The following is a 23354-nucleotide window of genomic DNA, read 5'->3' as shown; positions in this document are numbered from 1 at the left end:
GGGCGCGATTCAAGATGTCCGGCGCATCGGGCACGGCTATTGCACTGTGCCTCGTCATTTTTCGAATGGAGTCGATCATGGTTTTTTCAATGCAGCAGCGCCCTCATCCGGTTCGCCGGGCGCTCGGCGTCGGTCTCTTTGTAGCGGCCATGGGCCTCGCAGGCGTTGCGCAGGCGCAAGGCACGCCCGTCCGCATCCTGGTCGGCTTTCCGGCCGGCGCGGGCACGGACGCCATTGCACGCACGCTGGGCGAAAAACTCAAGGACGTATTGGGCGTGCCGGTGGTGGTCGAAAACCGCGCCGGCGCGGGCGGGCAAATTGCAGCCCAGGCGCTCAAGGCGGCCCCGGCCGACGGCCATACGCTGTTCCTTTCGCACGACCACTCGATTTCCATCCTGCCGCAGGTGGTCAAGAACCCGGGCTTCAACCCGGCAACCGACTTCGTGCCCGTGGCCGGCTTCGCCACTTTCGCCAACGTGCTCGCAGTGTCGGGCGGCACGCCGGCCAAGAGCATTGATGAGTACGTGAAGTGGATCCGCACCCAGCGCGGCGGCAAGGAAACCATCGGCATCCCGGCGCCGGCCTCGATTCCCGAGTTCCTGGTGAAGATGATCTCGGACAAATACAAGATCGACGTGCAGCCCGCGCCCTACCGCGGCAGTGCGCCGATGACGGCGGACATGCTGGGCAACCAGATCACCGCGGGCATTGCCTCGGTGCCCGACTTCATCGAGAACCACAAGGCGGGCAAGGTGCGCATCGTCGCCTCTATCGGCGCCAAGCGCCAGGCCGTGCTGCCGAACGTGCCGACCTTCACCGAACTGGGCTTCTCGAACCTGGAAGACCTGCCCTACTACGGCATCTTCGCACCCGTGGGCACGCCGCAGCCGATCATCGACAAGTACGGCGAGGCGCTGCAGAAGGTGCTGGCCATGCCCGACGTGAAGCAGAAGCTGACCACGATGGGGCTCACCGTGGCGTACGAGCCGCAAGGGCAGTTTGCGGGCCGCGTGCGCAGCTATACGCAGACTTGGGAACGGATCATTCAGTCGAGCGGGTTCAAGCCTCTTTGACCGCTCTTGCCCCCTCTCCCTCTGGGAGAGGGTTGGGGTGAGGGCATGTGCCGCCGATGAGGCGCGGCGCTCAACCAGGGCCGCTTGCCCTCACCCTGCCCTCTCCCAGAGGGAGAGGGAAAAGATCAGGCGTTGTTGGCGGTAATACCCCAGCGCGCCAATGCCGCGTCATCGCTCACGCGCGCATCCACCCAACGCGCGCCTTCAGGCGTCTGTTCCTTCTTCCAGAACGGCGCCTGCGTCTTCAGGTAGTCCATCAGAAACTCGCAGGCCTCGAAGCTCTGGCCGCGGTGGGCTGACACCACCGCCACCATCATGATCTGGTCGAGCGGCTGCAGCAGGCCCACGCGATGGATGACCCGTGCATCCAAGATATCGAAACGCTTGTGCGCCTCGTCGATCATGGCCTCGATGGCCTTCTCGGTCATGCCGGGGTAGTGCTCCAGCTCCATCGATGCGATGTTGCTGCCGTCGTTGCGATCCCTGACCGTGCCGACAAAACTGCACACCGCGCCCACGCGTTTGTCGCCGGCACGCAACGCGGCAACCTCCTGTCCCAGGTCGAAATCGGCTGTCTGGATCGAAACGCGTGCATCGCTCATGCCGGGATTGTGGCACCGCGCTAGACTTCGGCAATGCCTTGCCACGCCACGCTCTTCACGGTGCTTTCGCACTTGGAAAGCAGCCGTGCGCGCCAAAGCAGCAAAGCCAAAAAACCAAAGCTCGTCTGACCGGAGCTGCGGTTCCGTCGTCGGATGAGCGACGGAACCTGCAAAAGGCCTTGGCCCCGATTTGGGTTGCGCGCGCATCGAACGACGGTTCTTTTCCATCGGTCGATTCCACAAAGGAAGCTCGCGTGTCGCAATCGTCAAACTCCTCCGCCAATCCTGATTTCTCGGGCCTCTGGATTCCTCTTGTCACGCCGTTTCGCAGCGGCGCCGTCGACCACGCCGCGCTCTCGGCGCTGACACGCCGGCTCGCCGACGACGGCGTGTCCGGCTTCGTGGTCTGTGCTTCGACGGGCGAAGCCGCGGCGCTCGACGAAGCGGAGCAGTTGGCCGCGCTCGACACGGTGCAAGCCGCCGCCGGCGGGCTGCCGATCATCATGGGCCTGTCGGGCTATCACCTGGGCAAGACGACGGCCTGGGTACGGCGGCTCGCCGAACGGCCGCTGGCGGGGCTGCAGGTGCCCGCGCCGCACTACATCCGGCCGTCGCAGGCTGGGCTGCTCGAATGGTTCCGCACCATTGCCGACGCCAGCGCCGCACCGGTGCTGGTCTACGACATTCCCTACCGCACCGGCGCGACCATTGCGCGCGAAACGCTGCTGGCGCTCGCGGAGCACCCGCGCATCCGCGGCATCAAGGACTGCGGCGGCGACATGGCCAAGACGCGGGCCGTGATTGCGGACGGCAGGCTCCAGGTGCTGTGCGGCGAAGACCACCAGATCTTCAGTACGGTGGCCGAAGGCGGCGTGGGCGCCATCGCGGCGAGTGGCCATGTGCAGACCCGCCGCTTTGTGCAGGTGCTGCGCCTCTTGGCCGAGAACCGGCTTGCGGAAGCGCGCGCCGAGTGGCAGCTGCTGCAGCCGTTGATAGAGATGCTGTTTGCCGAACCGAACCCGGCGCCGCTGAAGGCGCTGCTGGCGCATGACGGATCGATGAGCAACGAATTGCGTTCGCCGATGACGCGCGCATCCGGTGCGTTGCGCGACCGGCTGGTAGAGCTGAACGCCCAGCTCAGCCGCCTGTAACGGGCGGGAAGAAGGCGACTTCCGCGCCCTCGCGCAGCGCGGCCGCTTCGTCGCTCATGACCTGGTCGAGCGCCATGCGCACCGCCTTGCCGCGTGCAAGGGCCGTGGCGTATGCCCCGCCGCGCGCAATGAGCTCGTCGCGCAGGGCGGCCAGCGTGCCGGCGCCGGTTTCGACGGTTTCGCCGCCGGTGGCAAGCGCCTCGCGCACGGAGGCGAAATAACGGATCTGGACCTTCATGTCGGAAATGCGCTTCAGGCCAGCAGCGAGGCCAAGGGAATGAACTTCACCGTGTCGCCGGCCTTGAAAGGCTGGCTGGGCGGGTTGTCGATGACACCGTCGCCCCAGACCATCGACGTCAGCACGCCCGAGCTCTGGTTGGCGAACAGCTCGAGTCCGCCGGCCGCGTTGCGCCGCGCGCGCAGAAACTCGCGGCGCTTGTCGGCGCGCGGCCAGTCGAAGTCGGCGCGCATCGGCACGGGCTCGGGCGCCACGCGCGTGGCGCCCTGCAGGGTCAGCAGAAAGGGCCGCACGAGCAACAGAAAGGTCAGGAAGCTGGAGACGGGGTTGCCGGGCAGCCCGGTCACGTGGCAGCGTCCCTTCGCATCGCCTCCGGCCCTGGGAATCGATCCGTAGGCGAAAGGCTTGCCGGGCTTCATCGAGAGCGACCACAGCTGCAGTTCGCCAAGCGCCTGCACCGCGGCCTTGATGTGGTCTTCTTCTCCCACCGACACGCCGCCCGTGGTGATGATCAGGTCGCTGCCCTCGGCGGCGCCGCGCAGCGCCTCGATGGTGGCTTCGCGCTTGTCGGGTACGATGCCCAGGTCGTTCACCTCGCAGCCCAGCCGATGCAGCAAGGCGCGCATGAAAAAGCGGTTGGAGTTGTAGATTGCGCCGGGCTTCATGGCCTCGGGCGCGACTTCGCCGGGCATCACCAGTTCGTCGCCGGTGGACAGCAGCGCCACGCGCGGGCGGCGTGCCACCTGGAGGCGATCGAAGCCGATGCTCGCGGCGAGCCCCAGCGCGGCGGGCGTCAGGCGCTCGCCCTTGCGCAGCACCACGTCGCCGGAGGCCACGTCTTCGCCCGCGCGGCGAATCCATTGACCCGCAGCGGGAGCGATCTGGATGCGCACGGCGCCAAGCCCGCCCTCCTGCGGCACCGCCTGCGTGTCTTCCTGCATGACGACCGCATCGGCGCCCTCGGGAACCTGCGCGCCGGTGAAGATGCGCGCCGCCGTGCCGGCCGCCAGCGGCGTGCCCACGGTTCCGGCGGGAATGCGCTGCGCAACCTGGAGCAAGGCGCCGGGCGCGGCGCAGTCGGCCACGCGCACGGCATAGCCATCCATCGAACTGTTGTCCCGCGGCGGCACGGTGAGCGCGGAGACAAGGTCTTGCGCGAGCACCCGGCCGTCCGCGTCGAAGGTGGCAACGCTTTCAGCGGGCAGCGTCGGTTGCGCTTTTTCGAGCAGAGTGGCCAGGGCTTCGTCGAGCGCCATCAGCGGCGGGCGCGAGTGAGGAGCGGTGTCAGCCATGATGTTCGGGGTTGTATTCGAAGCGGCTTCCGCTGTCGATCAGCCACTGCGCGATGCCCTCGATGTCGTCGAGGTCGAACATGGGCAGGTTGGTAGGCGCCGGCAGTCCTTCGGGTGCGTTGGTGGCAATGGCGGTCACGAAGGCATCGTCGATGTACTTCGAAGGCCGAGGCGCCTGGCCTGCTTCGGGCGCACGCCACACTTCGATCTTCAGCAGGTCGCTGTGCTTGAAGCCCTCGACCAGCACCCAGTCGACGCCGTCGTGAAGCTCAGCAATGAGGTCGTGCACCGTGAGCTGCGCGGGCTGCTCGAACTCGCGGATCAGCGCAAGCCGCTTGTCCGATGCCACCACCACCTCGAAAGCCCCTGCCTCGCGGTGGCGGTAGGTGTCCTTGCCGGGATGGTCGATGTCGAACTTGTGGTGCGCATGCTTGACCACCGACACGCGCTGCCCATGGAGCCTGAGCACCGGAATCAGGCGCTCGACCAGCGTGGTCTTGCCCGAACCCGAGTACCCGGAAAAGCCGATCACCTTCATGACGAGTTCCTGTGGCTGCTACCTGAGCGGCAGCCGAATGCAAATGCGCGGATGCGGGACAGCCATTGCGGCAAATGGCGAAGATCAGTCGCAGTTCTGGGCGATGTAGGCCTTCACGGCCTCCACATCGGCCGGAAGCTTGACCACGCGCTTGGGCAGCGCCTCGATGCCTTCGAACCTGGCCGGACGCGCGGGCTCATGGCCGAGCGCTTCCACCAGGGTGGCGGCAAACTTGATTGGCAGCGCGGTCTCGAGCACCACCATCGGCACGCCGGGCGTGAGGTGCTCGCGCGCGGCCTTGAGGCCGTCGGCCGTGTGCGGATCGACCAGCGTGGCAAAGCGCTTCTCGGTGTCGCGAATGGTCGCGAGCCGGTCGGCGTGCGTGCTGCGGCTGCTCTTGAAGCCGAAGCGTTCCGCCACCTGCTTGAACGCGGGCTCGCCGCTCAGGTCGAAGCGGGCCTGGCTGCCCAGATCGTCGACGAACAGCGAACGAAGCTTGGCGGCATCGCGGCCCACCAGATCGAACACGAAGCGCTCGAAGTTGCTGGCCTTGCTGATGTCCATCGAGGGGCTCGATGTTTCGTGCGTATCGGCGGCCACGCGTACGCGGTATATGCCGGTGCGGAAGAACTCGTCGAGCACGTCGTTCTCGTTGGTGGCAACCACCAGCGTGTGGATGGGCAGGCCCATCATGCGGGCCACGTGGCCTGCGCACACGTTGCCGAAGTTGCCCGACGGCACGGTGAAGCTCACCGGCTTGTCGTTGCCCCCGGTGGCCTGGAAGTAGCCGGCAAAGTAGTAGACGACCTGCGCGAGCAGGCGCGCCCAGTTGATCGAGTTGACCGTGCCGATGCGGTACTTGCGCTTGAAGCCCAGGTCGTTCGACACCGCCTTGACGATGTCCTGGCAGTCGTCGAACACGCCGGTGATGGCGATGTTGTGGATGTTCTCGTCCTGCAGGCTGAACATTTGCGCCTGCTGGAACGGGCTCATGCGGCCGTCCGGCGAGGTCATGAAGACGCGCACGCCCTTCTTGCCGCGCATGGCGTACTCGGCCGCGCTGCCGGTGTCGCCGCTGGTGGCGCCAAGAATGTTGAGCTCGGCGCCGCGGCGGGCCAGTTCGTATTCGAACAGGTTGCCCAGCAGTTGCATAGCCATGTCCTTGAAGGCGAGCGTGGGGCCGTTGGACAGGGCCTCGAGGTACACGCCGTCTTCCAGCTCGCGCAATGGCACGATTTCTTCGCTGCCGAACACTTCGGGCGTGTAGGTCTTCGCGCAGATGGCTTTCAGGTCGGCCGGCGGAATGTCGTCGATGTAGAGCGAGAGAATCTCGAAGGCCAGCTCCGCATACGGCAGGTCGCGCCATTTCGCGAGCGTGGGGGTGTGGACTTGCGGATAGCGCTCGGGCAGGTAGAGCCCGCCGTCCGGCGCAAGGCCCTCAAGCAGGATTTCGCAGAAACGCTTGCGGTCCGGGTGCCCGCGGGTGCTCAGGTAGTTCACGATGGTTCTCTTGCGCCGCCCTCAGGACAGCTCTTCCTTGCGGATACGCACGATCGGCTGCAGCACCGTGGGGAGCGCCTGCAGTTCAGCGAGCACGTCGTTCACCGTGCCTTCGCGCGCGTCGTGCGTGAGGATGATCAGGTCGGTCTGCGTGGAGCCCTCGCCGCCCACTTCATCGGCTTCGCGCTGCAGCACCGCGTCGATGCTGATGCCGGCGGTGGCGAGCAGGCCCGTGACCTTGGCAAGCACCCCGGCCTGGTCGGCCACGCGCAGGCGCAGGTAGTAGCTGGTGACCACCTCGGCCATCGGCAGCACCTTCAGGTCGCTCATGGCGTCGGGATGGAAAGCCAGGTGCGGCACGCGGTGCGCGGCATCGGCCGTGTGCAGGCGCGTGATGTCGACCAAGTCGGCAATCACCGCGCTGGCGGTCGGCTCGCTGCCCGCGCCCTTGCCGTAGTACAGCGTGGTGCCGACGGCGTCGCCATGCACCACCACCGCGTTCATCGCGCCTTCCACATTCGCAAGCAGCCGCTTCGACGGCACGAGCGAGGGGTGCACGCGCAGTTCGATGCCCTGCGCGGTGCGCTTGGTGATGCCGAGCAGCTTGATGCGGTAGCCGAGCTGTTCGGCGTACTTGATGTCCTGCGCCGCGAGCTTGGTGATGCCCTCGATGTGCGCCTTGTCGAACTGCACCGGAATCCCGAAGGCGATGGCGCTCATCAGCGTGACCTTGTGGCCGGCGTCCACGCCTTCGATGTCGAAGGTGGGGTCGGCTTCGGCGTAGCCCAGGCGCTGGGCCTCCTTGAGCACGGTGGCGAAGTCGAGCCCCTTGTCGCGCATCTCGGAAAGGATGAAGTTGGTGGTGCCGTTGATGATCCCGGCCAGCCACTGGATGCTGTTGGCCGTGAGGCCCTCGCGCAATGCCTTGATGATCGGAATGCCGCCGGCCACCGCGGCCTCGAAGGCCACCATCACGCCCTTGGCATGCGCGGCCGCGAAGATTTCGGTGCCGTGCACGGCGAGCAGCGCCTTGTTGGCCGTGACCACGTGCTTGCCGGCCGCAATGGCCTCGAGCACCAGCTGCTTCGCAACGCCATAGCCGCCGATCAGTTCGATGACGATGTCGATGTCCGGATTGGCAATGACGTCGCGCGCGTCCGCGACGACACGCACACCCTCGCCTGCCACTTCGCGCGCACGCGCCTGGTCGAGGTCAGCCACCATCGTGATCTCGATGCCCCGGCCCGCACGTCGCTTGATTTCTTCCTGATTGCGCAGCAGCACCTTGAAAGTGCCGCTACCGACCGTGCCTGCACCGAGCAGGCCTACTTGAATGGGTTTCATTGGAGATTCGCGTTGAGGATTCGTGTCAGTCGGTCTTGCTGCGCAGGCGGTACAGCTCCAGGAATTTGGCAATGCGGTGGATCGCTTCGCGCAGGTCGTCCTCGTGAGGCAGGAACACAATGCGGAAGTGGTCCGGCGTGGCCCAGTTGAAGCCCGTGCCCTGCACCAGCATGACCTTGGTTTCTCTCAGCAGCTCGAGAAAGAACTGCCGGTCGTCCTCGATGGGATAGATCTTCGGATCGAGCTTCGGGAACATGTAGAGCGCGGCGCTGGGCTTGACGCAGCTCACGCCCGGAATGGCGGTGATCAACTCGTAGGCCAGGTCGCGCTGGCGCCGCAGCCGGCCGCCGTCGCCCACCAGGTCGTTGATGCTCTGGTAGCCGCCAAGCGCGGTCTGAATGGCCCACTGGCCGGGCACGTTGGCGCAAAGGCGCATGTTCGAGAGCATGTTCAGCCCCTCGATGTAGTCTTGCGCGCGCTTCTTGTCGCCCGAGACCACGAGCCAGCCCGCGCGATAGCCGCAGGAGCGGTAGCTCTTGGAAAGCGAATTGAAGGTGAGCGTGAGCACGTCGGTCGAAAGACTCGCGATGGCGGTGTGCTTGACGTTGTCGTACAGCACCTTGTCGTAGACCTCGTCGGCGAAGATCACGAGATCGTGTTCGCGCGCAATGGCCACGATGCTCTTGAGCAGCTCGTCGGAATAGAGCGCGCCGGTCGGGTTGTTCGGGTTGATGACCACGATGCCCTTGGTGCGGGGCGTGATCTTGGCTCGGATGTCGTCCAGGTCGGGCATCCAGCCGTTGGCCTCGTCGCACAGGTAGTGCACCGGCGTGCCGCCCGAAAGACTCGATGCGGCCGTCCACAGGGGATAGTCGGGCGCCGGCAGCAGCATTTCGTCGCCGTCGTTCAGCAGCGCGTTGGTAGCCATGGCGATCAGTTCGCTCGCGCCGTTGCCCAGGTAGATGTCGTCGAGCGTGACGCCGGCAATGCCCTGCTTCTGCGTTTCGTGCATCACGGCCTTGCGCGCCGCGAAGATGCCCTTGCTGTCCGAATAACCCGCCGAGGCCGGCAGGTTGCGGATCATGTCCTGCTGCACTTCCTCGGGCGCATCGAAACCGAACACGGCCAGGTTGCCGATGTTGAGCTTGATGATCTTCTGGCCCTCTTCCTCCATCTGCTTCGCGGCGTCCATGATGGGGCCGCGGATGTCGTAGAGCACGTTGGCCAGCTTGGCCGATTTCTTGAACTGCTTCAAAGGGCCCTCCCGGGCGCGGGTTACTCGATGTCGAAAGGCCCTTGGAGGCCTCGTGTCACTGGGGAAAATCTATAATTTGACCACAGTTCCCAGTGCCCCGATGAAGCTCCAGCCCGACAAATCCGACGCCCAGTCCCTTACCGCTCACGGCCCCGGGTGGGTTGCGATCAACAACGAGAAGGTCGAGGGCAGCGTGGTGGTCGGCTCCCGGGGCGAGCGCTTCGAATGGAATTGCACCCGCTTCGACCAGCTCGGGCCCGAGCATTTCGCCCAACTGGCCTCGCTTGGCGCGGAATTAATCATTTTTGGAAGCGGATCGCGCATCCGCTTTCCGCAGGCCGCCTGGCTGCAGCCGCTCATGGCCAAGCGCACCGGCGTGGAGACCATGGACACCCCCGCCGCCTGCCGCACCTACAACATCCTGGCCGGCGAAGGCCGCCATGTGATTGCCGCCCTGCTGGTCGAACCGCCCCAGGATGGCTGAGGGGGAGCTTTTCGGGGTAAAATACCGGGTTGCGAACAGGCCAGCTGCCCTCAGTTAGCAACGACCAATCCTCCATTCATCGAGTGTGCCCGAAAGAGCTCGATTCAATGGAAACCAACGGAGAAAACAAGTTTCATGGCGATCGTTGTCAACAAACCCATTCCTGAATTCGACGCCAACGCCACGGGCGGCTTGAAAGTTTCGAATACCTCGCACCTCGGCCACGTGCTGGTCATGTATTTTTACCCGAAAGATAACACTCCGGGTTGCACGACCGAAGCCATGCAGTTCCGCGACCGCTACAAGGACTTCGAAAAAGCCGGCGCCACCGTGTTCGGCGTGTCCCGGGACAACATGAAGTCGCACGACGAGTTCAAGGCCAAGCTCGAACTCCCGTTCGAACTCATCGCCGACACCGAAGAAAAAATGTGCCACATGTTCGGCGTGGTCAAGAACAAGATCATGTACGGCAAGAAGGTCAAGGGCATCGAGCGCAGCACCTTCCTGATCGGCGCCGACGGCATCCTGAAGGCCGAATGGCGCGGCCTCAAGGTCCCCGGCCATGTCGACGACGTGCTCAAGGCCGTCAAGGCGCTCAAAAAGGCCGCCTGACGGTTACAAGAAGCGGCTTCTGTGCGCTTTTGCATCGCTTCGTGGGGAATGCCCAACGAACGGTGCAAAGAGCACGAGACGCGTCACCGCCGGTGTGCATAATGGCCTCATGCCGTTGAGCTCCACGACCGCATCCCCCGAACAAAGCCGCCTTGGTCTACAGGCGGCTTTTTCGTTTTCTGGTTTCCAACTCCTGCGAGCGACCTGACACATGCCATTGCCTCCCGCCCCCACGAAACGCGCCGCATTGCTCTCGCCGGATGCGCACGATGCACCCGCCCGCTCCTCGCACAAGGGATCTCGCCGCTCGGGCGAATCGCGCGCCGACTCGGCCTCGACGAGCGGCTCCCAGCCTTTGGAATTGTTCGACCGCAACGCCGCCGAAGCGGTAGGCGGCAGCGCGGAGGCCACCCCTGCGACGCGTGGCCGGTCGAAACCTGCCTCGTCCCGCAACCAGGAGCGGAACCAGGAACGCAACGAGGATCGAAACCGGGAGCACCGGCCCGCTGCCCGCGGCGAGCCTGAAGCACCTCCGGCGGCCTATGTGCCGGCGCCGGCGCAAGTTGCGGTGCCGCAAGCCCCGGCCCGCACCAAGCGCGCCAAGTCCACTGGACCGGCCAAGCTGTTCGTGCTCGACACGAATGTGCTTCTGCACGATCCGATGTGCCTGTTCCGCTTCGAGGAACACGACATCTTCCTGCCGATGATCGTGCTCGAGGAACTGGACGGCCACAAGAAGGGCACCACGGAAGTCGCCCGCAACGGCCGCCAGACCAGCCGCACCCTCGACGCCCTGGCCGGGGCGCAGGACGCCGACATTGCCAAGGGCCTGAAACTCGACACGACGGGCCACCGGGAGGCCGGCGGCAAGCTGTTCTTCCAGACCGCGCCGCTCGACTATTCGCTGCCGGTCAGCCTGCCCCAAGGCAAGGCGGACAACCAGATCCTCGGCGTGGTCCAGGCCTTGCGCGACCAGTACGCCAAGGACCAGCCAGGCCGCCCCAAGCAAGAGGTGGTGCTGGTGTCGAAGGACATCAACATGCGCGTCAAGGCGCGCGCCCTCGGCCTGGCCGCCGACGACTACCAGAACGACAAGACGCTGGAAGACGGCGACCTGCTCTACGCAGGCTCGCTCGCGCTGCCGGCAGACTTCTGGACGCGCCAGAGCAAGACGGTCGAGAGCTGGCAAAGCGGCAGCAGCACCTTCTACCGGATCAGCGGCCCGCTGGTGCCCAACCTGTACATCAATCAGTTCGTGTACTTCGAGGCGCCGGGCGAGCCGAGCATGTATGCGCGCGTCACCGAAATCCGCGACAAGACCGCGGTGTTCAAGACGCTGAAGGACTACAGCTCGGGCAAGAACGCGGTGTGGGGCGTGAGCACGCGCAACCGCGAGCAGAACTTCGCGATGAACCTGCTGATGGACCCGGAGGTCGATTTCGTCACCCTCACCGGCACCGCCGGCACCGGCAAGACGCTGATGGCGCTGGCCTCGGGTCTGACGCAGGTGCTCGACGACCGCCGCTATACCGAGATCATCATGACCCGCGCCACGGTGAGCGTGGGCGAGGACATCGGCTTCCTGCCCGGCACCGAGGAAGAAAAAATGGGCCCCTGGATGGGTGCGCTCGACGACAACCTCGAGTTCCTGGCCAAGGGCGACGGCGGCGGCGCCGGCGAATGGGGCCGCGCGGCCACCAACGAGCTGATCCGCAGCCGCATCAAGGTCAAGAGCATGAACTTCATGCGCGGCCGCACCTTCCTGAACAAGTACGTGATCATCGACGAAGCGCAGAACCTGACGCCCAAGCAAATGAAGACGCTGATCACCCGGGCCGGCCCGGGCACCAAGATCATCTGCATGGGCAACCTCGCGCAGATCGATACGCCGTACCTCACGGAAGGCTCCTCGGGCCTGACTTTCGCGGTCGACAAGTTCAAGGGCTGGCCGCACGGCGGGCACATCACGCTGGCGCGCGGCGAGCGTTCGCGGCTGGCCGACTTCGCGAGCGACGTGCTCTAAGGCGCTTTCCCGCGACCGCCGATCGATCAAGGCCCGCGATGCTCCCAGGAGCATCGCGGGCCTTTTTTTCGTCCGTGGTGACAGGCTCCTGACACGACGTTGTCAGGAGCCTGTCCGCACCATCAAGGCTCCTTCAACGCACAAACGAAAGAGAGCACTTCATGCAAAACGCCATCAACTGGTTCGAGATTCCGGTCGCCGACATCGACCGCGCACAAGCCTTCTACGAAACCGTTCTTGGCCGCACGCTGCGCCGGCAGGAGTTCGGCGGCGAAACGCTGGCGGTCTTTCCCTACGACAATCCGGCAACTGGCGGTGCCCTGCAGGCCGGCGCCAACCCCAGCGCACACGCGGGCATCGGCATCCGCATCTACCTCGATTGCATGCCGAGCATCGATGCCGTGCTTGCCCGCGTCGAGGCGGCCGGGGGCCAGATCGTGGCGCCCAAATCGGCGCTGCCCGAGGGCATGGGTTTCATCGCCCATTTGCGCGACACAGAGGGCAACGAAGTCGGGCTCCACGCCCTTGCCTGATCGACGAGCCGCAGCGCTTCGTAACACGACCCCAACAACATCAAGACATCATTCATGCAGGAGAAGAACCAGATGGAACCGGTCCGCCAGCACCATGGCGAATTTCAGGTCGCGGGCCTCACGGCCCGCACCAAGAACAGCGAAGAGAACGACGCCGCCACGGCCCGCATTGGCCCGTTGTGGAATCGCTTCTTCACCGAAGAGCCCTACCGCTCGACGCCCCACCGCACGCAGGACGCCCGCATCTTCGGCGTGTACTCCGGCTACGAGTCCGACGCCCATGGCGCGTTCGACGTGACTGTGGGTGTGGCCGTTTCGGACGGAACAGGGGCAGTCGGCATCGAAGCCGGCGACTACCTCGTCTTTTCAGGCCAAGGGGAAATGCCGCACATGGTGATCGATACCTGGCAGCGCATCTGGCAGTATTTCGAGGCAAACCCCACAATCAAGCGCCGCTACCGCAGCGATTTCGAAGCGTACGACGGGCCTGACAAAGTGGCGATCCACATCGGAGTTTCATGAGCACCAAGAAGAGCTGGCGCGACAGGCTCGCCGGCTACCCTCATCTGCCGAACGTCAAGGAGATTCCCCCGCCTTTGCGCAAGCGGCACGGCGAGGGGACCATCGCGACGCCCTCACCTCGCGAGGTCGAAGAGGCGATGCGGGAAGTTCCGGAAGGCCGGCTCGCCACCGTCTTTGGCATTGGCGAGCACATTGCCGTGCGCCACGGTGCCACCATCGGCTGCACGGTGACCACGGCGATCTTTGCGCACATGGTCGCGCATGCGGCCGCAGAAGCCGTGCAGGCGGAGGCCGAGACGCCTTACTGGCGCACGCTCAAGATCGGCGGCGAGCTCAATGCCAAGTACCCGGGCGGCATCGAGGCGCAAATGACAAGGCTCGAGGCCGAAGGCCACACGGTCGTGCAGCGCGGCAAGCGCTACTTCGTCGAAGACTTCGCGAAGAAACTGGCCCGGACACACTGATGCGCCGCGCCGACCGCCTGTTCCAGCTCGTGCAGATCATCCGCGGCCGCCGGCTCACCACGGCCGCCTTCCTGGCGCAGCGCCTGGAAGTGTCGGAACGCACCGTGTACCGCGATGTCGCCGATCTGCAGCACCAGGGCGTGCCCATCGAAGGCGAAGCCGGCGTGGGCTACAGGCTGGGCGCGGGCTTCGAGCTGCCGCCGCTGATGTTCAGCCAGGAAGAAGCCTCCGCGCTCGTGGCCGCGGCCCGGCTGGCGCAGAGCTGGGTCGACCCGGCGCTGGCGCGCAACATCGAAACAGGGCTGGGCAAAATACTTTCGGTGCTGCCGGCGGCGGCACGCGTGTCGGCTGAGGCGCTGGCGCTCTATGCGCCCGCGCTGGGCCTGGACGACACCATCCGGGCAAGGCTGCAGATCTTGCGCGAGGCCGTGGAAGCGCACCAGAAGCTGCGCCTCAGCTATCGCGATGTATCGGGCGATGCCAGCGAACGCACCGTGCGTCCACTCGGCTGCTTCTACTGGGGCAAGGTCTGGACGCTTTCGACCTGGTGCGAATTGCGCAGCGACTTTCGAGGGTTTCGCCTCGACCGCATGGATGCGGTCGATGTGCTGCCGGAGCGGTTTCGCGACGAAGCGGGCAAGACATTGGCGGACATGATGCGCCAGCTGAAGGCGCGGGCTGCGGCCGAATGCAAGGCTGAAGAAACAGCGGCAGCCACAACAAGCCCGCAGCGTCAGTAGTCGTCGCTGCTGCCGTAGCTGGCCAGATTCTCGAACTTGGTGAGCGGCTTGAGGAAGGCCAGCTTCACGGTGCCCGTGGGCCCGTTCCGGTGCTTGCTGATGATCACCTCGGCCACGCCCGGCTCCTTGCTGTTCTTGTCGTAATAGTCGTCGCGGTAAATGAACATGATGATGTCCGCGTCCTGCTCGATGGCGCCGGATTCGCGCAGGTCGCTCATCATGGGACGCTTGTCGGTACGGCTTTCGACGCCGCGGCTCAACTGCGAAAGTGCGATCACCGGGCATTTGAGCTCCTTGGCGAGCATCTTCAGGCCGCGCGAGATTTCGCCCACCGCCGTGGCGCGGTTCTCGTCGTTCATGCTGGTCGACACGCTCATGAGCTGGAGGTAGTCGACCACGATCAGGCCGAGGCGCCCATACTGGCGCGCCAAGCGGCGCGCGTTGGCGCGCAGCTCGCTGGTGGTGAGGCCCGGGGTCTCGTCAATGTGCAGCGACACGTTGCGCAGCTTCTCGATGGCTTCGGTCAGGCGCGGCCACTCTTCGTCGCTGAGCTTGCCGGTGCGCAGGTGCCCCTGGTCGATGCGGCCGATCGAGCCGACGATACGCACCGCCAGCTGCGAAGCACCCATTTCCATCGAGAAGACCGCCACCGGCAGCCCTTCGTTCAATGCCACGTGCTCGGCAATGTTGATGGCCAGCGAGGTCTTGCCCATGGAGGGACGCGCGGCCAGCACGATCATGTCGCCCGGCTGCAGGCCCGAGGTCATCTTGTCGAACTCGTAGAAGCCCGTGCGCACGCCGGTGATGTCGTTCGGGTTCTCGGCCATCTCGGTCACGCGGTCGAGCAGCTCGACCACCAAGGCATCCATGCTCTGGAAGCCCTGCTTCATCCGCGTGCCTTCTTCGCCGATGTTGAATATCTTCTGCTCGGCCTCGTCCAGGATCTTGTCGACCGACTTGCCCTGCGTGTTGAAGGCGTTGGTCGCGATCTCGTCGCTCGCGGACACCAGCTTTCGCAGGATGGAGCGCTCGCGCACGATCTCGGCGTAGCGGCGGATGTTGCTCGCGCTGGGCACGTATTGCGCGAGCGAGTTCAGGTAGACCAGCCCGCCGATTTCCTCGGCCTTGCCCAAGCCCTGCAACTGCTCGTAGACCGTAATGACGTCGGCCGGCTTGCTGGCATTGATCAGCCCGCCGATGGCTGCGTAGATCAGCTTGTGTTCGTGGCGGTAGAAGTCGCCGTCGACCAGCAGGTCGCCCATGCGGTCCCAAGCGCCGTTGTCGAGCAGCAGGCCGCCGAGCACGCTCGACTCGGCCTCGATCGAGTGAGGCGGAATACGGAGTTTGGCGACTTGGCGATCGGCCGACGGGTCATTGTCGGCATAGGAGAAAACGGCAGACATGGACTTCCCTTGCAACCCTGCATGCTAAGCCGCGCACAGCGTTGCGCGTGTGGACAAGGTTGTGAATAAACGGTGATCTTCCGGTGCAACGGAGTGGAAAACTCAGAGGCACAAAAACAAAAGCCGCCCGGAGGCGGCTTTTGCGGCAGCGCACAAGGCGCCGCAATGACGATCAGGCGGTTTCGCCGTAGACCGTCACGGTGATGTCGACCACCACGTCGGTGTGCAGCGCAACGCTCACGGTGCTGTCGCCGACGACCTTGATCGGGCCGTTGGGCAGGCGCACTTGCGACTTGGCAACCTTGTAGCCTTGCTTGCCGAGCTCTTCGGCGATGTCGCCGTTGGTGACCGAGCCGAACAGACGGCCGTCAACGCCAGCCTTTTGGGTCAGCTTGATGGTCGTGCCGCCGAGCTTCTCGCCCTGGGCTTGCGATTCGGCCAGCTTGGCGGCTGCAGCCTTTTCGAGTTCGGCGCGCTTGGCTTCGAATTCGGCCTTGTTGGCAGCGGTGGCGCGGCGGGCGCGGCCCGACGGAATCAGGAAGTTGCGTGCGTAGCCGTCCTTGACCTTGACGATATCGCCCAGGCCACCGACGTTGACAACCTTGTCCAGAAGAATGATTTGCATGGTGCTTGCTCCTTAGACGCGGTGCTGGTCGCTGTACGGCACCATCGCGAGAAAGCGTGCGCGCTTGATCGCGGTGTTGAGCTGGCGCTGGTAGATCGCGCGCGTGCCGGTCAGGCGTGCGGGAATGATCTTGCCGTTTTCGCTGATGAAGTCACGCAGCGTGTCGATGTCCTTGTAGTCGATTTCCTCGACGCCGGCGACGGTGAAGCGGCAGAAGCGCTTCCGCTTGAACAGCAGCGACTGGGTGTTGCGCTTCGGGCGCTTGTCTTTGTTGAATTTCTTGAACGTGGCCATTTGGGGACCTCTTGTCGAAAATTAATTTTGCTGAAAATCCTGAATGTGCAGGACCGGATGCTTGCCGTTGCCCGGTGTCGCGAGAAATCCCTGAAAACACCAGAGACTTCCCATCGACTGCGTTGCGAGCCGTTCGGCGATGGCGCCGAAGGCAACGGCCTTGAGGGCCGTTTTCACCTGCCTGGCTTTTCCTGCCTCCTGAAGCGTCGACTCATGTTCGAGCTTCAGGTCGATGGCGGGAAGGCCGGCGGGCGTGTATCGCATGGTTCCGAGTTCGGCAACGGAGGCTGTCAGCAGGAGCTGATTGACCCCGGTTGCCGCAGCAGCGGCAGCGGTCACGCCGCTATCAGCTGTTGTTGGCGGCGTACTCGGCCTGCTGGGCCTTGCGCGCTTCTTCGCGCTCGACCGTCTTCATCATCGACGAAGGACCGGTTTCGGCCTTCTTCTTCTGGACGGTGAGGTGGCGCAGCACGGCGTCGTTGAACTTGAACGCGTGTTCGAGTTCGCCCATCACGGCTTGTTCGGCTTCAATGTTGACGCACAGATAGTGCGCCTTGTTGAGCTTGTTGATCTGGTAAGCCAGCTGACGGCGGCCCCAGTCTTCAACGCGGTGGACTTTGCCGCCGCCGGCCGTGATCAGGCCCTTGTAGCGCTCCAGCATGGCCGGAACTTGTTCGCTCTGATCCGGGTGGATCAGCAAAATGATTTCGTAGTGACGCATGGCACTCCTTGTGGATTCTTCCGTGGAAGAGGAAAAGCCACCTGCAGCGTCGGGCGCAGTGTGGCAAGGCAAAGCCGGCTATTGTAGCACTATAGGCGCGGCATTGGTCCAGCGCTCAGTCGTTCAAGGCCTTATCGAGGGCGGCCGCCTTCTCGGCGCCCACCGCAGCGCGAATCTTGGGCGCCAGCGCCACCAGGTCTTCATAGCTCGTGGTGCCCTCGACCTGCAGGTTGAGCCGAAAGCCCATCAGCCCGAGGGCTCCGGTCAGTTGGGTGGCGATGGGATAGGCGTCCTTGTAGCGCTGCTGCCTGCTGCGGCCCGCAGCGGGGGCGGCTGCGGATTCGGCCGGCTTCGGCTTTGCCGCCTCGGGCGGCCTGCTTCCGCCGGAAGGTTGCGGCGCGGCGTTTGCTGCCGTCTTGCTTGCGGCGGCGGGCTCGGGCGCCTTGGGCGCCGCCGCCGCCTTGCTCCCTGCGGCCGGCTGGAGCAGCCCGAGATCGACCATCTGGTCGATCTCTTCGCGCGTAATTCCATTTCCCGCGGCCAGTACATCCTCGACCGCCCGCTTGCCGTCGAACAGGATGAACGCCGTGCGCTGGCGCGGCGAAAGCGGCACAGAACGGTCCTTGAACACCTGCTGTCCGGCTTCTGTCTTGACAAGAATCATGATGTTTCTTCCGCGATGTACCGCCGGTTTGCGCGACTGCAATTTCGCCATGCGCAACCCGCAAGCGACTGCCGCCCTTGTGAGCGTCACAAGTCTGGCATAAAGAACACATTTTGATTCATTTGTGCCCTGCGGAAGCGGGAATTTCCCCAATGGGGATTTCCACGGCCGCCTCACCGGGCGGTTACAACCGCCCTTTTTTCGTCAGCGCTTGGCGAGCTGCTGCCAGGTGTCGATGACGCTGTCCGGGTTCAGCGAAATCGATTCGATGCCCTCTTCCGCCAGCCAAAGCGCGAAATCCGGATGGTCGCTGGGGCCTTGGCCGCAGATACCGACGTACTTGCCTTCGGCCTTGCAGGCCTTGATGACCCGGCTCAGCAGCGCCTTGACGGCCAGGTCGCGCTCGTCGAAGTCGGCGGCCAGCAGTTCGAGGCCCGAATCGCGGTCCAGGCCAAGCGTGAGCTGGGTCAGGTCATTCGAGCCGATCGAGAAGCCGTCGAAGAACTTCAGGAACTCCTCGGGCAGAACGGCATTGCTCGGCACTTCGCACATCATGATCAGCTTGAGCTCGTTCTCGCCGCGCTTCAGGCCGTGCTCGCCAAGCAGCGTGGTCACGCGTTCGGCTTGGCCCAGCGTTCGCACGAAGGGCACCATGATCTGCACGTTTGTCAGCCCCATGTCGTTGCGAACGCGCTTGAGCGCCTCGCATTCCATGGCAAAGGCTTCGCCGAAGTCCTTGCTCAGGTAGCGGGCGGCACCGCGGAAGCCGAGCATCGGGTTTTCTTCTTCCGGCTCGTAGCGGCTTCCGCCGATGAGCTTGCGGTACTCGTTCGACTTGAAGTCCGACAGGCGCACGATGACCTGCTTGGGCCAGAAGGCCGCGGCAATGGTCGCAATGCCTTCCGCCACCTTGTCGACGTAGAAGGCGCGCGGCGACGCGTGGCCCCGCGCCACCGACTCGACGGCCTTTTTCAGGTCGTTGTCGACGTTCGGATAGTCGAGGATCGCCTTCGGGTGCACGCCGATGTTGTTGTTGATGATGAACTCGAGCCGCGCCAGGCCCACGCCATGGTTGGGCAGCTGCGCGAAGTCGAAGGCCAGCTGCGGGTTGCCGACGTTCATCATGATCTTGATGTCGATCTCGGGCATCACGCCGCGCTGCACTTCGGTCACTTCGGTTTCGAGCAGGCCGTCATAGATGAAGCCGGTGTCGCCCTCGGCGCAGCTCACGGTCACCAGCGTGCCTTCTTTCAGCAGGTCGGTGGCATCACCGCAGCCCACCACCGCCGGAATGCCGAGTTCGCGCGCGATGATCGCCGCGTGGCAGGTGCGCCCGCCGCGGTTGGTGACGATCGCGGCAGCGCGCTTCATCACCGGTTCCCAATTCGGGTCGGTCATGTCGGTAACGAGCACGTCGCCGGCCTGCACCTTGTCCATCTCGCTGATGTTGTACACGAGCCGCACAGGGCCGGTGCCGATCTTCTGGCCGATGGCACGGCCTTCGGCCAGCACGGCGCCTTTGCCCAGCAGCTTGTAGCGCTGCTCGGCCTTGCCTTGCTGCTGGCTTTTCACCGTTTCAGGACGCGCCTGCAGGATGTAGAGCTGGCCGTCGGTGCCGTCCTTGCCCCACTCGATGTCCATCGGGCGGCCGTAGTGTTCTTCGATGACCAGCGCGTACTTGGCGAGTTGCTCGACATCGGCATCGCTCAGCGAATAGCGGTTGCGCTGCTCGGCCTTGACGTCGGTGGTCTTCACCAGCTTGCCGGTGGCCTTTTTCTCTTCCGGCGTCGCGAACTCCATCTGGATCAGCTTGGAGCCGAGATTGCGGCGGATCACGGCCTTCTTGCCGGCACGCAGTGTGGGCTTGTGCACATAGAACTCGTCGGGGTTCACGGCGCCCTGCACCACCGTTTCGCCCAGGCCGTAGCTCGAGGTGATGAACACCACGTCTTCGAAGCCGGATTCGGTGTCGATGGTGAACATCACGCCGGCCGCGCCAAGGTCGGAGCGGACCATGCGCTGCACGCCGGCCGAGAGCGCCACCACGTCGTGCGCAAAGCCCTTGTGAACGCGGTAGCTGATCGCGCGGTCGTTGTAGAGGGAGGCAAATACCTCCTTCATCTTGTGCAGCACGTCTTCGATGCCGACCACGTTGAGGAAGGTCTCCTGCTGGCCGGCAAAGGAAGCGTCCGGCAGGTCTTCGGCGGTGGCCGAGGAGCGCACGGCGAAAGAGGCGGCGGGATTGCCGGCGCTCAGCTTTGCGAACGCTTCGGTAATGGCTTTCTGCAGATCGGCCGGAAAAGGCTGGGCCTCGACCATGGCGCGGATTTCAGCACCCGCCGCGGCCAGCGCCCGCACGTCTTCGGTGTCCAGGGCTGCGAGCCGCTTGCTGATCTTGTCGGCCAGCCCATCGTGGGCCAGAAACTGGCGAAACGCGTGCGCCGTGGTCGCAAAGCCCGTGGGCACCCGCACACCCTGCGGCAGCTGCGAGATCATTTCGCCGAGGCTGGCGTTCTTGCCGCCGACCGACTCGACGTCGGTCATCCTCAGGTTTTCAAACGGTACGACCAGGGCGGTCGCGTCGAAAAGTGCAGACATGGGAAAGCTCCAGAAGTTGAAACCGGTGCTGCATGCAGGCGGCGCGGCACGATCGTTGTCGTTGCTTTGGGTGCTGGCGCGGCGTGCATGGAAAGAATTGGGTCAAGGGAAAGCGGATTCCCGATAATGGCCTGGATTGTAGGCGTGGCGAGATTGCACGCGCCGCAGGACAAGGCCGCAAGCGCTACACCATGCATACACGCACTGTTTTCTTCATTTCAGACGGCACCGGCATCACCGCTGAAACTTTCGGTAACGCCGTGCTCGCGCAGTTCGAGATGAAACCGCGCCATGTCCGGCTGCCTTTTACCGACACGGTCGACAAGGCGCACCAGGCGGTCCGGCAGATCAACCACACGGCCGAGCTGGAAGGCGTGCGCCCCATCGTCTTCACCACGCTGGCCAACATGGAAGTGCTGGAGGTCATCGAGACCGGCTGCAAGGGCATGCTGCTCGACATGTTCGGCACCTTCGTGCGGCCGCTCGAAATTGAGCTGGCCGTGAAGTCGAACCACCGCATCGGCCGCTTCAGCGACGTCAGCAAGAGCAAGGAATACGACGCCCGCATCGCGGCCATCGACTTCAGCCTGGCGCACGACGACGGCCAGAGCAACCGCGACCTCGAAGGCGCGGACGTGATCCTGGTGGGCGTGAGCCGAAGCGGCAAGACGCCGACCTCTCTTTATCTGGCGATGCAGCACGGCCTGAAGGCCGCCAACTACCCGCTGATTCCGGAGGATTTCGAGCGCCGCCAGCTACCCCCCGCCTTGATGCCCCATCGCAAGAAGATCTTCGGGCTCACCATCCAGCCCGAGCGGCTGAGCCAGATCCGCAACGAGCGCCGGCCGGATTCGCGCTACGCCAGCCTCGAGAACTGCCGCAACGAGGTGAGCGAGGCCGAAGCCATGATGCGCCGGGCAGGCATTCGGTGGCTTTCGACGACGACCAAGTCGATCGAGGAAATTGCCACCACCATCCTGCAGGAGCTGAAGCCCGAGCGGCTGACGTACTGAGGCGGCCGACAGGCCGGCCGCCTCAACCGTCTTTAAGCCGCCGCTTGCTCTACAGGGGCCGACGTGCGGATCAAATGGTCGAACGCACCCAGCGCCGCCTTCGCGCCATCGCCTGCCGCGATGATGATCTGCTTGAACGGCACGGTCGTCACGTCGCCTGCCGCAAACACGCCCGGCACCGAGGTCTGCCCCCTGGCGTCGACCACGATCTCGCCGTGCTTCGTCAACTCGACCACGCCCTTGAGCCAATCGGTGTTGGGCACCAGGCCGATCTGGATGAACACGCCTTCGAGCTCGACCTTCTTCAGCTCGCCCGTCGCGCGGTCCTTGTAGACCAGGCCGTTGACCTTCTGGTCGCCGATGATCTCGGTGGTCTGCGCATTGGTGAACACGTCGACGTTCTTCAAGCTCTTGAGCTTGCGCTGGAGCACGGCATCGGCACGCAGGGCGGTGTCGAACTCGATCAGCGTGACATGGCCCACGATGCCGGCCAGGTCGATGGCCGCTTCGACGCCCGAGTTGCCCCCGCCGATGACCGCGACGCGCTTGCCCTTGAACAGCGGACCATCGCAGTGAGGGCAGTAAGCCACGCCCTTGTTCTTGAACTCGTGCTCGCCGGGCACGTTGATGTTGCGCCAGCGCGCGCCGGTCGAAATGATGATCGACTTGCTCTTGAGCGAAGCGCCGCTCTCGAGCTGCACCTCGATGAGGTCCTTGCCCGGAACCAGCGCCTTGGCGCGCTGCAGGTTCATGATGTCGACATCGTAGTCGCGCACGTGCTCTTCGAGCGCATGGGCGAACTTTGGTCCTTCGGTTTCCTTGACCGAGATGAAATTCTCGATGCCGAGCGTGTCGAGCACCTGGCCGCCGAAGCGCTCCGACGCCACGCCGGTGCGGATGCCCTTGCGTGCCGCATACACGGCAGCCGCGGCACCGGCCGGGCCGCCGCCGACGATCAGCACGTCGAACGGGTCCTTGGCGGCGATCTTCTTCGCCTCGCGCTCGACGCCGCTGGTGTCGATCTTCGCGAGGATTTCTTCGAGGCTCATGCGGCCCTGGCCGAATTCGGTGCCGTTGAGCAACACGGTCGGCACGGCCATCACCTGGCGCTCCTTGACCTCGTCCTGGAAAGTGCCGCCCTCGATCATCGTGGTTCGGATGCGCGGGTTCTGGATGGCCATCAGGTTCAGCGCCTGGACCACATCGGGGCAGTTGTGGCAGGTGAGCGAAACGTAGATCTCGAACTCGAAGTCGCCATCCAGCGCGCGAATCTGCTCGAGCACGGCTTCTTCGACCTTCGGGGGATAGCCGCCGATCTGCAGGAGCGCAAGGATCAGCGACGTGAATTCATGGCCCATCGGCAGGCCGGCAAAACGCGGGCCGTGGTTCTCGCTTGGGCGGTTGACCGAGAAAGAGGGCTTGCGATGGTTGTCGTCACGGCTTTCGGTCAGCTTGACCAGCGGCGACGCTTCCGCGACGTCCTTCAGCAGCGACAGCATTTCGCCCGAGGCCTTGCTGTCGTCGAGCGAGGCGACGATCTCGATCGGCTGCGTGGCGCGTTCGAGGTAACTCTTCAATTGGGCTTTGGTGCTGGCGTCGAGCATGAGAAACTCTCTTTCGATAACTTAAAACTATCAACTTGGGGCAAAAAAGCCCGGGGCCTCG

25 protein-coding genes are annotated in these 23354 nt (G+C 64.5%); 10 read left to right on the top strand and 15 right to left on the bottom strand.

The window, feature by feature from the left end:
- Nucleotides 1–77: 77 nt before the first annotated feature.
- Nucleotides 78–1073, top strand: a complete 996-nt coding sequence (locus EJI00_RS18085; RefSeq protein WP_126748878.1) for a Bug family tripartite tricarboxylate transporter substrate binding protein — start codon at nt 78–80, stop codon at nt 1071–1073.
- 125 nt (nt 1074–1198) lie between these two features.
- On the opposite strand, the gene EJI00_RS18080 is transcribed toward EJI00_RS18085, so the two are convergent.
- The gene (locus EJI00_RS18080; RefSeq protein ID WP_126748877.1) at nt 1199–1675 is read right to left on the bottom strand and encodes a molybdenum cofactor biosynthesis protein MoaE; all 477 of its coding nucleotides are present in this window, start codon (nt 1673–1675) and stop codon (nt 1199–1201) included.
- A gap of 254 nt (nt 1676–1929) precedes the next feature.
- Here EJI00_RS18080 and EJI00_RS18075 point away from each other — a divergent pair, with 254 nt between their 5' ends.
- Nucleotides 1930–2826 carry a 4-hydroxy-tetrahydrodipicolinate synthase family protein gene (locus tag EJI00_RS18075; protein ID WP_126748876.1) on the top strand — a complete coding sequence of 299 codons (897 nt, stop codon included), beginning with the start codon at nt 1930–1932 and terminating at the stop codon, nt 2824–2826.
- Here EJI00_RS18075 and EJI00_RS18070 read toward each other — a convergent pair.
- The 6 genes from EJI00_RS18070 to EJI00_RS18045 all read right to left on the bottom strand — a co-directional run bounded on the left by EJI00_RS18070 (nt 2813) and on the right by EJI00_RS18045 (nt 8993).
- A complete protein-coding gene (locus tag EJI00_RS18070) occupies nt 2813–3064 on the bottom strand; it encodes a MoaD/ThiS family protein (RefSeq protein WP_126748875.1) in 252 nt (83 codons plus the stop codon). The genes EJI00_RS18075 and EJI00_RS18070 overlap by 14 nt on opposite strands.
- A 14-nt stretch (nt 3065–3078) precedes the next feature.
- Complete coding sequence (glp, locus tag EJI00_RS18065; protein WP_126748874.1) at nt 3079–4356, bottom strand: gephyrin-like molybdotransferase Glp; 1278 nt, start codon at nt 4354–4356, stop codon at nt 3079–3081.
- Nucleotides 4349–4894, bottom strand: coding sequence for a molybdopterin-guanine dinucleotide biosynthesis protein B (gene mobB / locus EJI00_RS18060; protein WP_126748873.1), 546 nt, complete (start codon nt 4892–4894; stop codon nt 4349–4351). The genes glp and mobB overlap by 8 nt, the downstream gene beginning before the upstream one ends.
- An 84-nt stretch (nt 4895–4978) precedes the next feature.
- Complete coding sequence (thrC, locus tag EJI00_RS18055; RefSeq protein ID WP_126748872.1) at nt 4979–6394, bottom strand: threonine synthase; 1416 nt, start codon at nt 6392–6394, stop codon at nt 4979–4981.
- Between the two features lie 21 nt (nt 6395–6415).
- A complete protein-coding gene (locus tag EJI00_RS18050) occupies nt 6416–7738 on the bottom strand; it encodes a homoserine dehydrogenase (protein WP_126748871.1) in 1323 nt (440 codons plus the stop codon).
- Nucleotides 7739–7763: 25 nt separating this feature from the next.
- The gene (locus EJI00_RS18045) at nt 7764–8993 is read right to left on the bottom strand and encodes a pyridoxal phosphate-dependent aminotransferase (protein WP_126748870.1); all 1230 of its coding nucleotides are present in this window, start codon (nt 8991–8993) and stop codon (nt 7764–7766) included.
- Nucleotides 8994–9093: 100 nt separating this feature from the next.
- Here EJI00_RS18045 and EJI00_RS18040 point away from each other — a divergent pair, with 100 nt between their 5' ends.
- The 7 genes from EJI00_RS18040 to EJI00_RS18010 all read left to right on the top strand — a co-directional run bounded on the left by EJI00_RS18040 (nt 9094) and on the right by EJI00_RS18010 (nt 14371).
- The gene (locus EJI00_RS18040) at nt 9094–9477 is read left to right on the top strand and encodes an Mth938-like domain-containing protein (RefSeq protein WP_126748869.1); all 384 of its coding nucleotides are present in this window, start codon (nt 9094–9096) and stop codon (nt 9475–9477) included.
- A gap of 135 nt (nt 9478–9612) precedes the next feature.
- The gene (locus EJI00_RS18035; protein WP_007830801.1) at nt 9613–10089 is read left to right on the top strand and encodes a peroxiredoxin; all 477 of its coding nucleotides are present in this window, start codon (nt 9613–9615) and stop codon (nt 10087–10089) included.
- A gap of 211 nt (nt 10090–10300) precedes the next feature.
- Complete coding sequence (locus EJI00_RS18030; RefSeq protein WP_126748868.1) at nt 10301–12112, top strand: PhoH family protein; 1812 nt, start codon at nt 10301–10303, stop codon at nt 12110–12112.
- A gap of 161 nt (nt 12113–12273) precedes the next feature.
- On the top strand, nt 12274–12645 hold the full coding sequence (locus EJI00_RS18025) for a VOC family protein (protein ID WP_126748867.1): 372 nt from the start codon (nt 12274–12276) through the stop codon (nt 12643–12645).
- Between the two features lie 54 nt (nt 12646–12699).
- Complete coding sequence (locus tag EJI00_RS18020) at nt 12700–13167, top strand: GyrI-like domain-containing protein (RefSeq protein WP_126748866.1); 468 nt, start codon at nt 12700–12702, stop codon at nt 13165–13167.
- Entirely contained in the window at nt 13164–13631 is a 468-nt protein-coding gene (locus EJI00_RS18015; RefSeq protein ID WP_126748865.1) for an MGMT family protein, read from the top strand. The genes EJI00_RS18020 and EJI00_RS18015 overlap by 4 nt, the downstream gene beginning before the upstream one ends.
- Nucleotides 13631–14371, top strand: coding sequence for a helix-turn-helix transcriptional regulator (locus tag EJI00_RS18010; protein ID WP_126748864.1), 741 nt, complete (start codon nt 13631–13633; stop codon nt 14369–14371). Before EJI00_RS18015 ends, EJI00_RS18010 begins: the two co-directional genes overlap by 1 nt.
- Here EJI00_RS18010 and dnaB read toward each other — a convergent pair.
- From dnaB to ppsA, 7 genes are all read right to left on the bottom strand, one after another.
- The gene (dnaB, locus tag EJI00_RS18005) at nt 14365–15774 is read right to left on the bottom strand and encodes a replicative DNA helicase (protein WP_126748863.1); all 1410 of its coding nucleotides are present in this window, start codon (nt 15772–15774) and stop codon (nt 14365–14367) included. The genes EJI00_RS18010 and dnaB overlap by 7 nt on opposite strands.
- A 172-nt stretch (nt 15775–15946) precedes the next feature.
- Nucleotides 15947–16399: a 50S ribosomal protein L9 gene (gene rplI / locus EJI00_RS18000; protein ID WP_126748862.1), complete on the bottom strand. Its 453-nt coding sequence runs from the start codon at nt 16397–16399 to the stop codon at nt 15947–15949.
- 12 nt (nt 16400–16411) lie between these two features.
- Complete coding sequence (gene rpsR, locus EJI00_RS17995) at nt 16412–16693, bottom strand: 30S ribosomal protein S18 (RefSeq protein WP_007830781.1); 282 nt, start codon at nt 16691–16693, stop codon at nt 16412–16414.
- A gap of 21 nt (nt 16694–16714) precedes the next feature.
- A complete protein-coding gene (priB, locus tag EJI00_RS17990) occupies nt 16715–17032 on the bottom strand; it encodes a primosomal replication protein N (RefSeq protein ID WP_260590769.1) in 318 nt (105 codons plus the stop codon).
- Nucleotides 17033–17039: 7 nt separating this feature from the next.
- Nucleotides 17040–17414, bottom strand: a complete 375-nt coding sequence (gene rpsF / locus EJI00_RS17985) for a 30S ribosomal protein S6 (RefSeq protein WP_126748861.1) — start codon at nt 17412–17414, stop codon at nt 17040–17042.
- Nucleotides 17415–17529: 115 nt separating this feature from the next.
- The gene (locus tag EJI00_RS17980) at nt 17530–18078 is read right to left on the bottom strand and encodes a hypothetical protein (RefSeq protein ID WP_126748860.1); all 549 of its coding nucleotides are present in this window, start codon (nt 18076–18078) and stop codon (nt 17530–17532) included.
- Nucleotides 18079–18282: 204 nt separating this feature from the next.
- The gene (ppsA, locus tag EJI00_RS17975; protein WP_126748859.1) at nt 18283–20676 is read right to left on the bottom strand and encodes a phosphoenolpyruvate synthase; all 2394 of its coding nucleotides are present in this window, start codon (nt 20674–20676) and stop codon (nt 18283–18285) included.
- Between the two features lie 191 nt (nt 20677–20867).
- On the opposite strand from ppsA, the gene EJI00_RS17970 reads away from it, so the two are divergent.
- The gene (locus EJI00_RS17970; protein ID WP_021006527.1) at nt 20868–21689 is read left to right on the top strand and encodes a pyruvate, water dikinase regulatory protein; all 822 of its coding nucleotides are present in this window, start codon (nt 20868–20870) and stop codon (nt 21687–21689) included.
- Between the two features lie 32 nt (nt 21690–21721).
- Here the strand turns inward: EJI00_RS17970 and ahpF are convergent, their stop codons facing one another.
- Complete coding sequence (gene ahpF, locus EJI00_RS17965; protein ID WP_126748858.1) at nt 21722–23293, bottom strand: alkyl hydroperoxide reductase subunit F; 1572 nt, start codon at nt 23291–23293, stop codon at nt 21722–21724.
- Nucleotides 23294–23354: the final 61 nt, after the last annotated feature.

Source organism: Variovorax sp. DXTD-1 (genome assembly GCF_003984625.1).
Classification (GTDB): Bacteria; Pseudomonadota; Gammaproteobacteria; order Burkholderiales; family Burkholderiaceae_C; genus Variovorax.
Note: the sequence above shows the minus strand (reverse complement) of the source record. Positions and strands in the feature narration are given on the sequence as shown.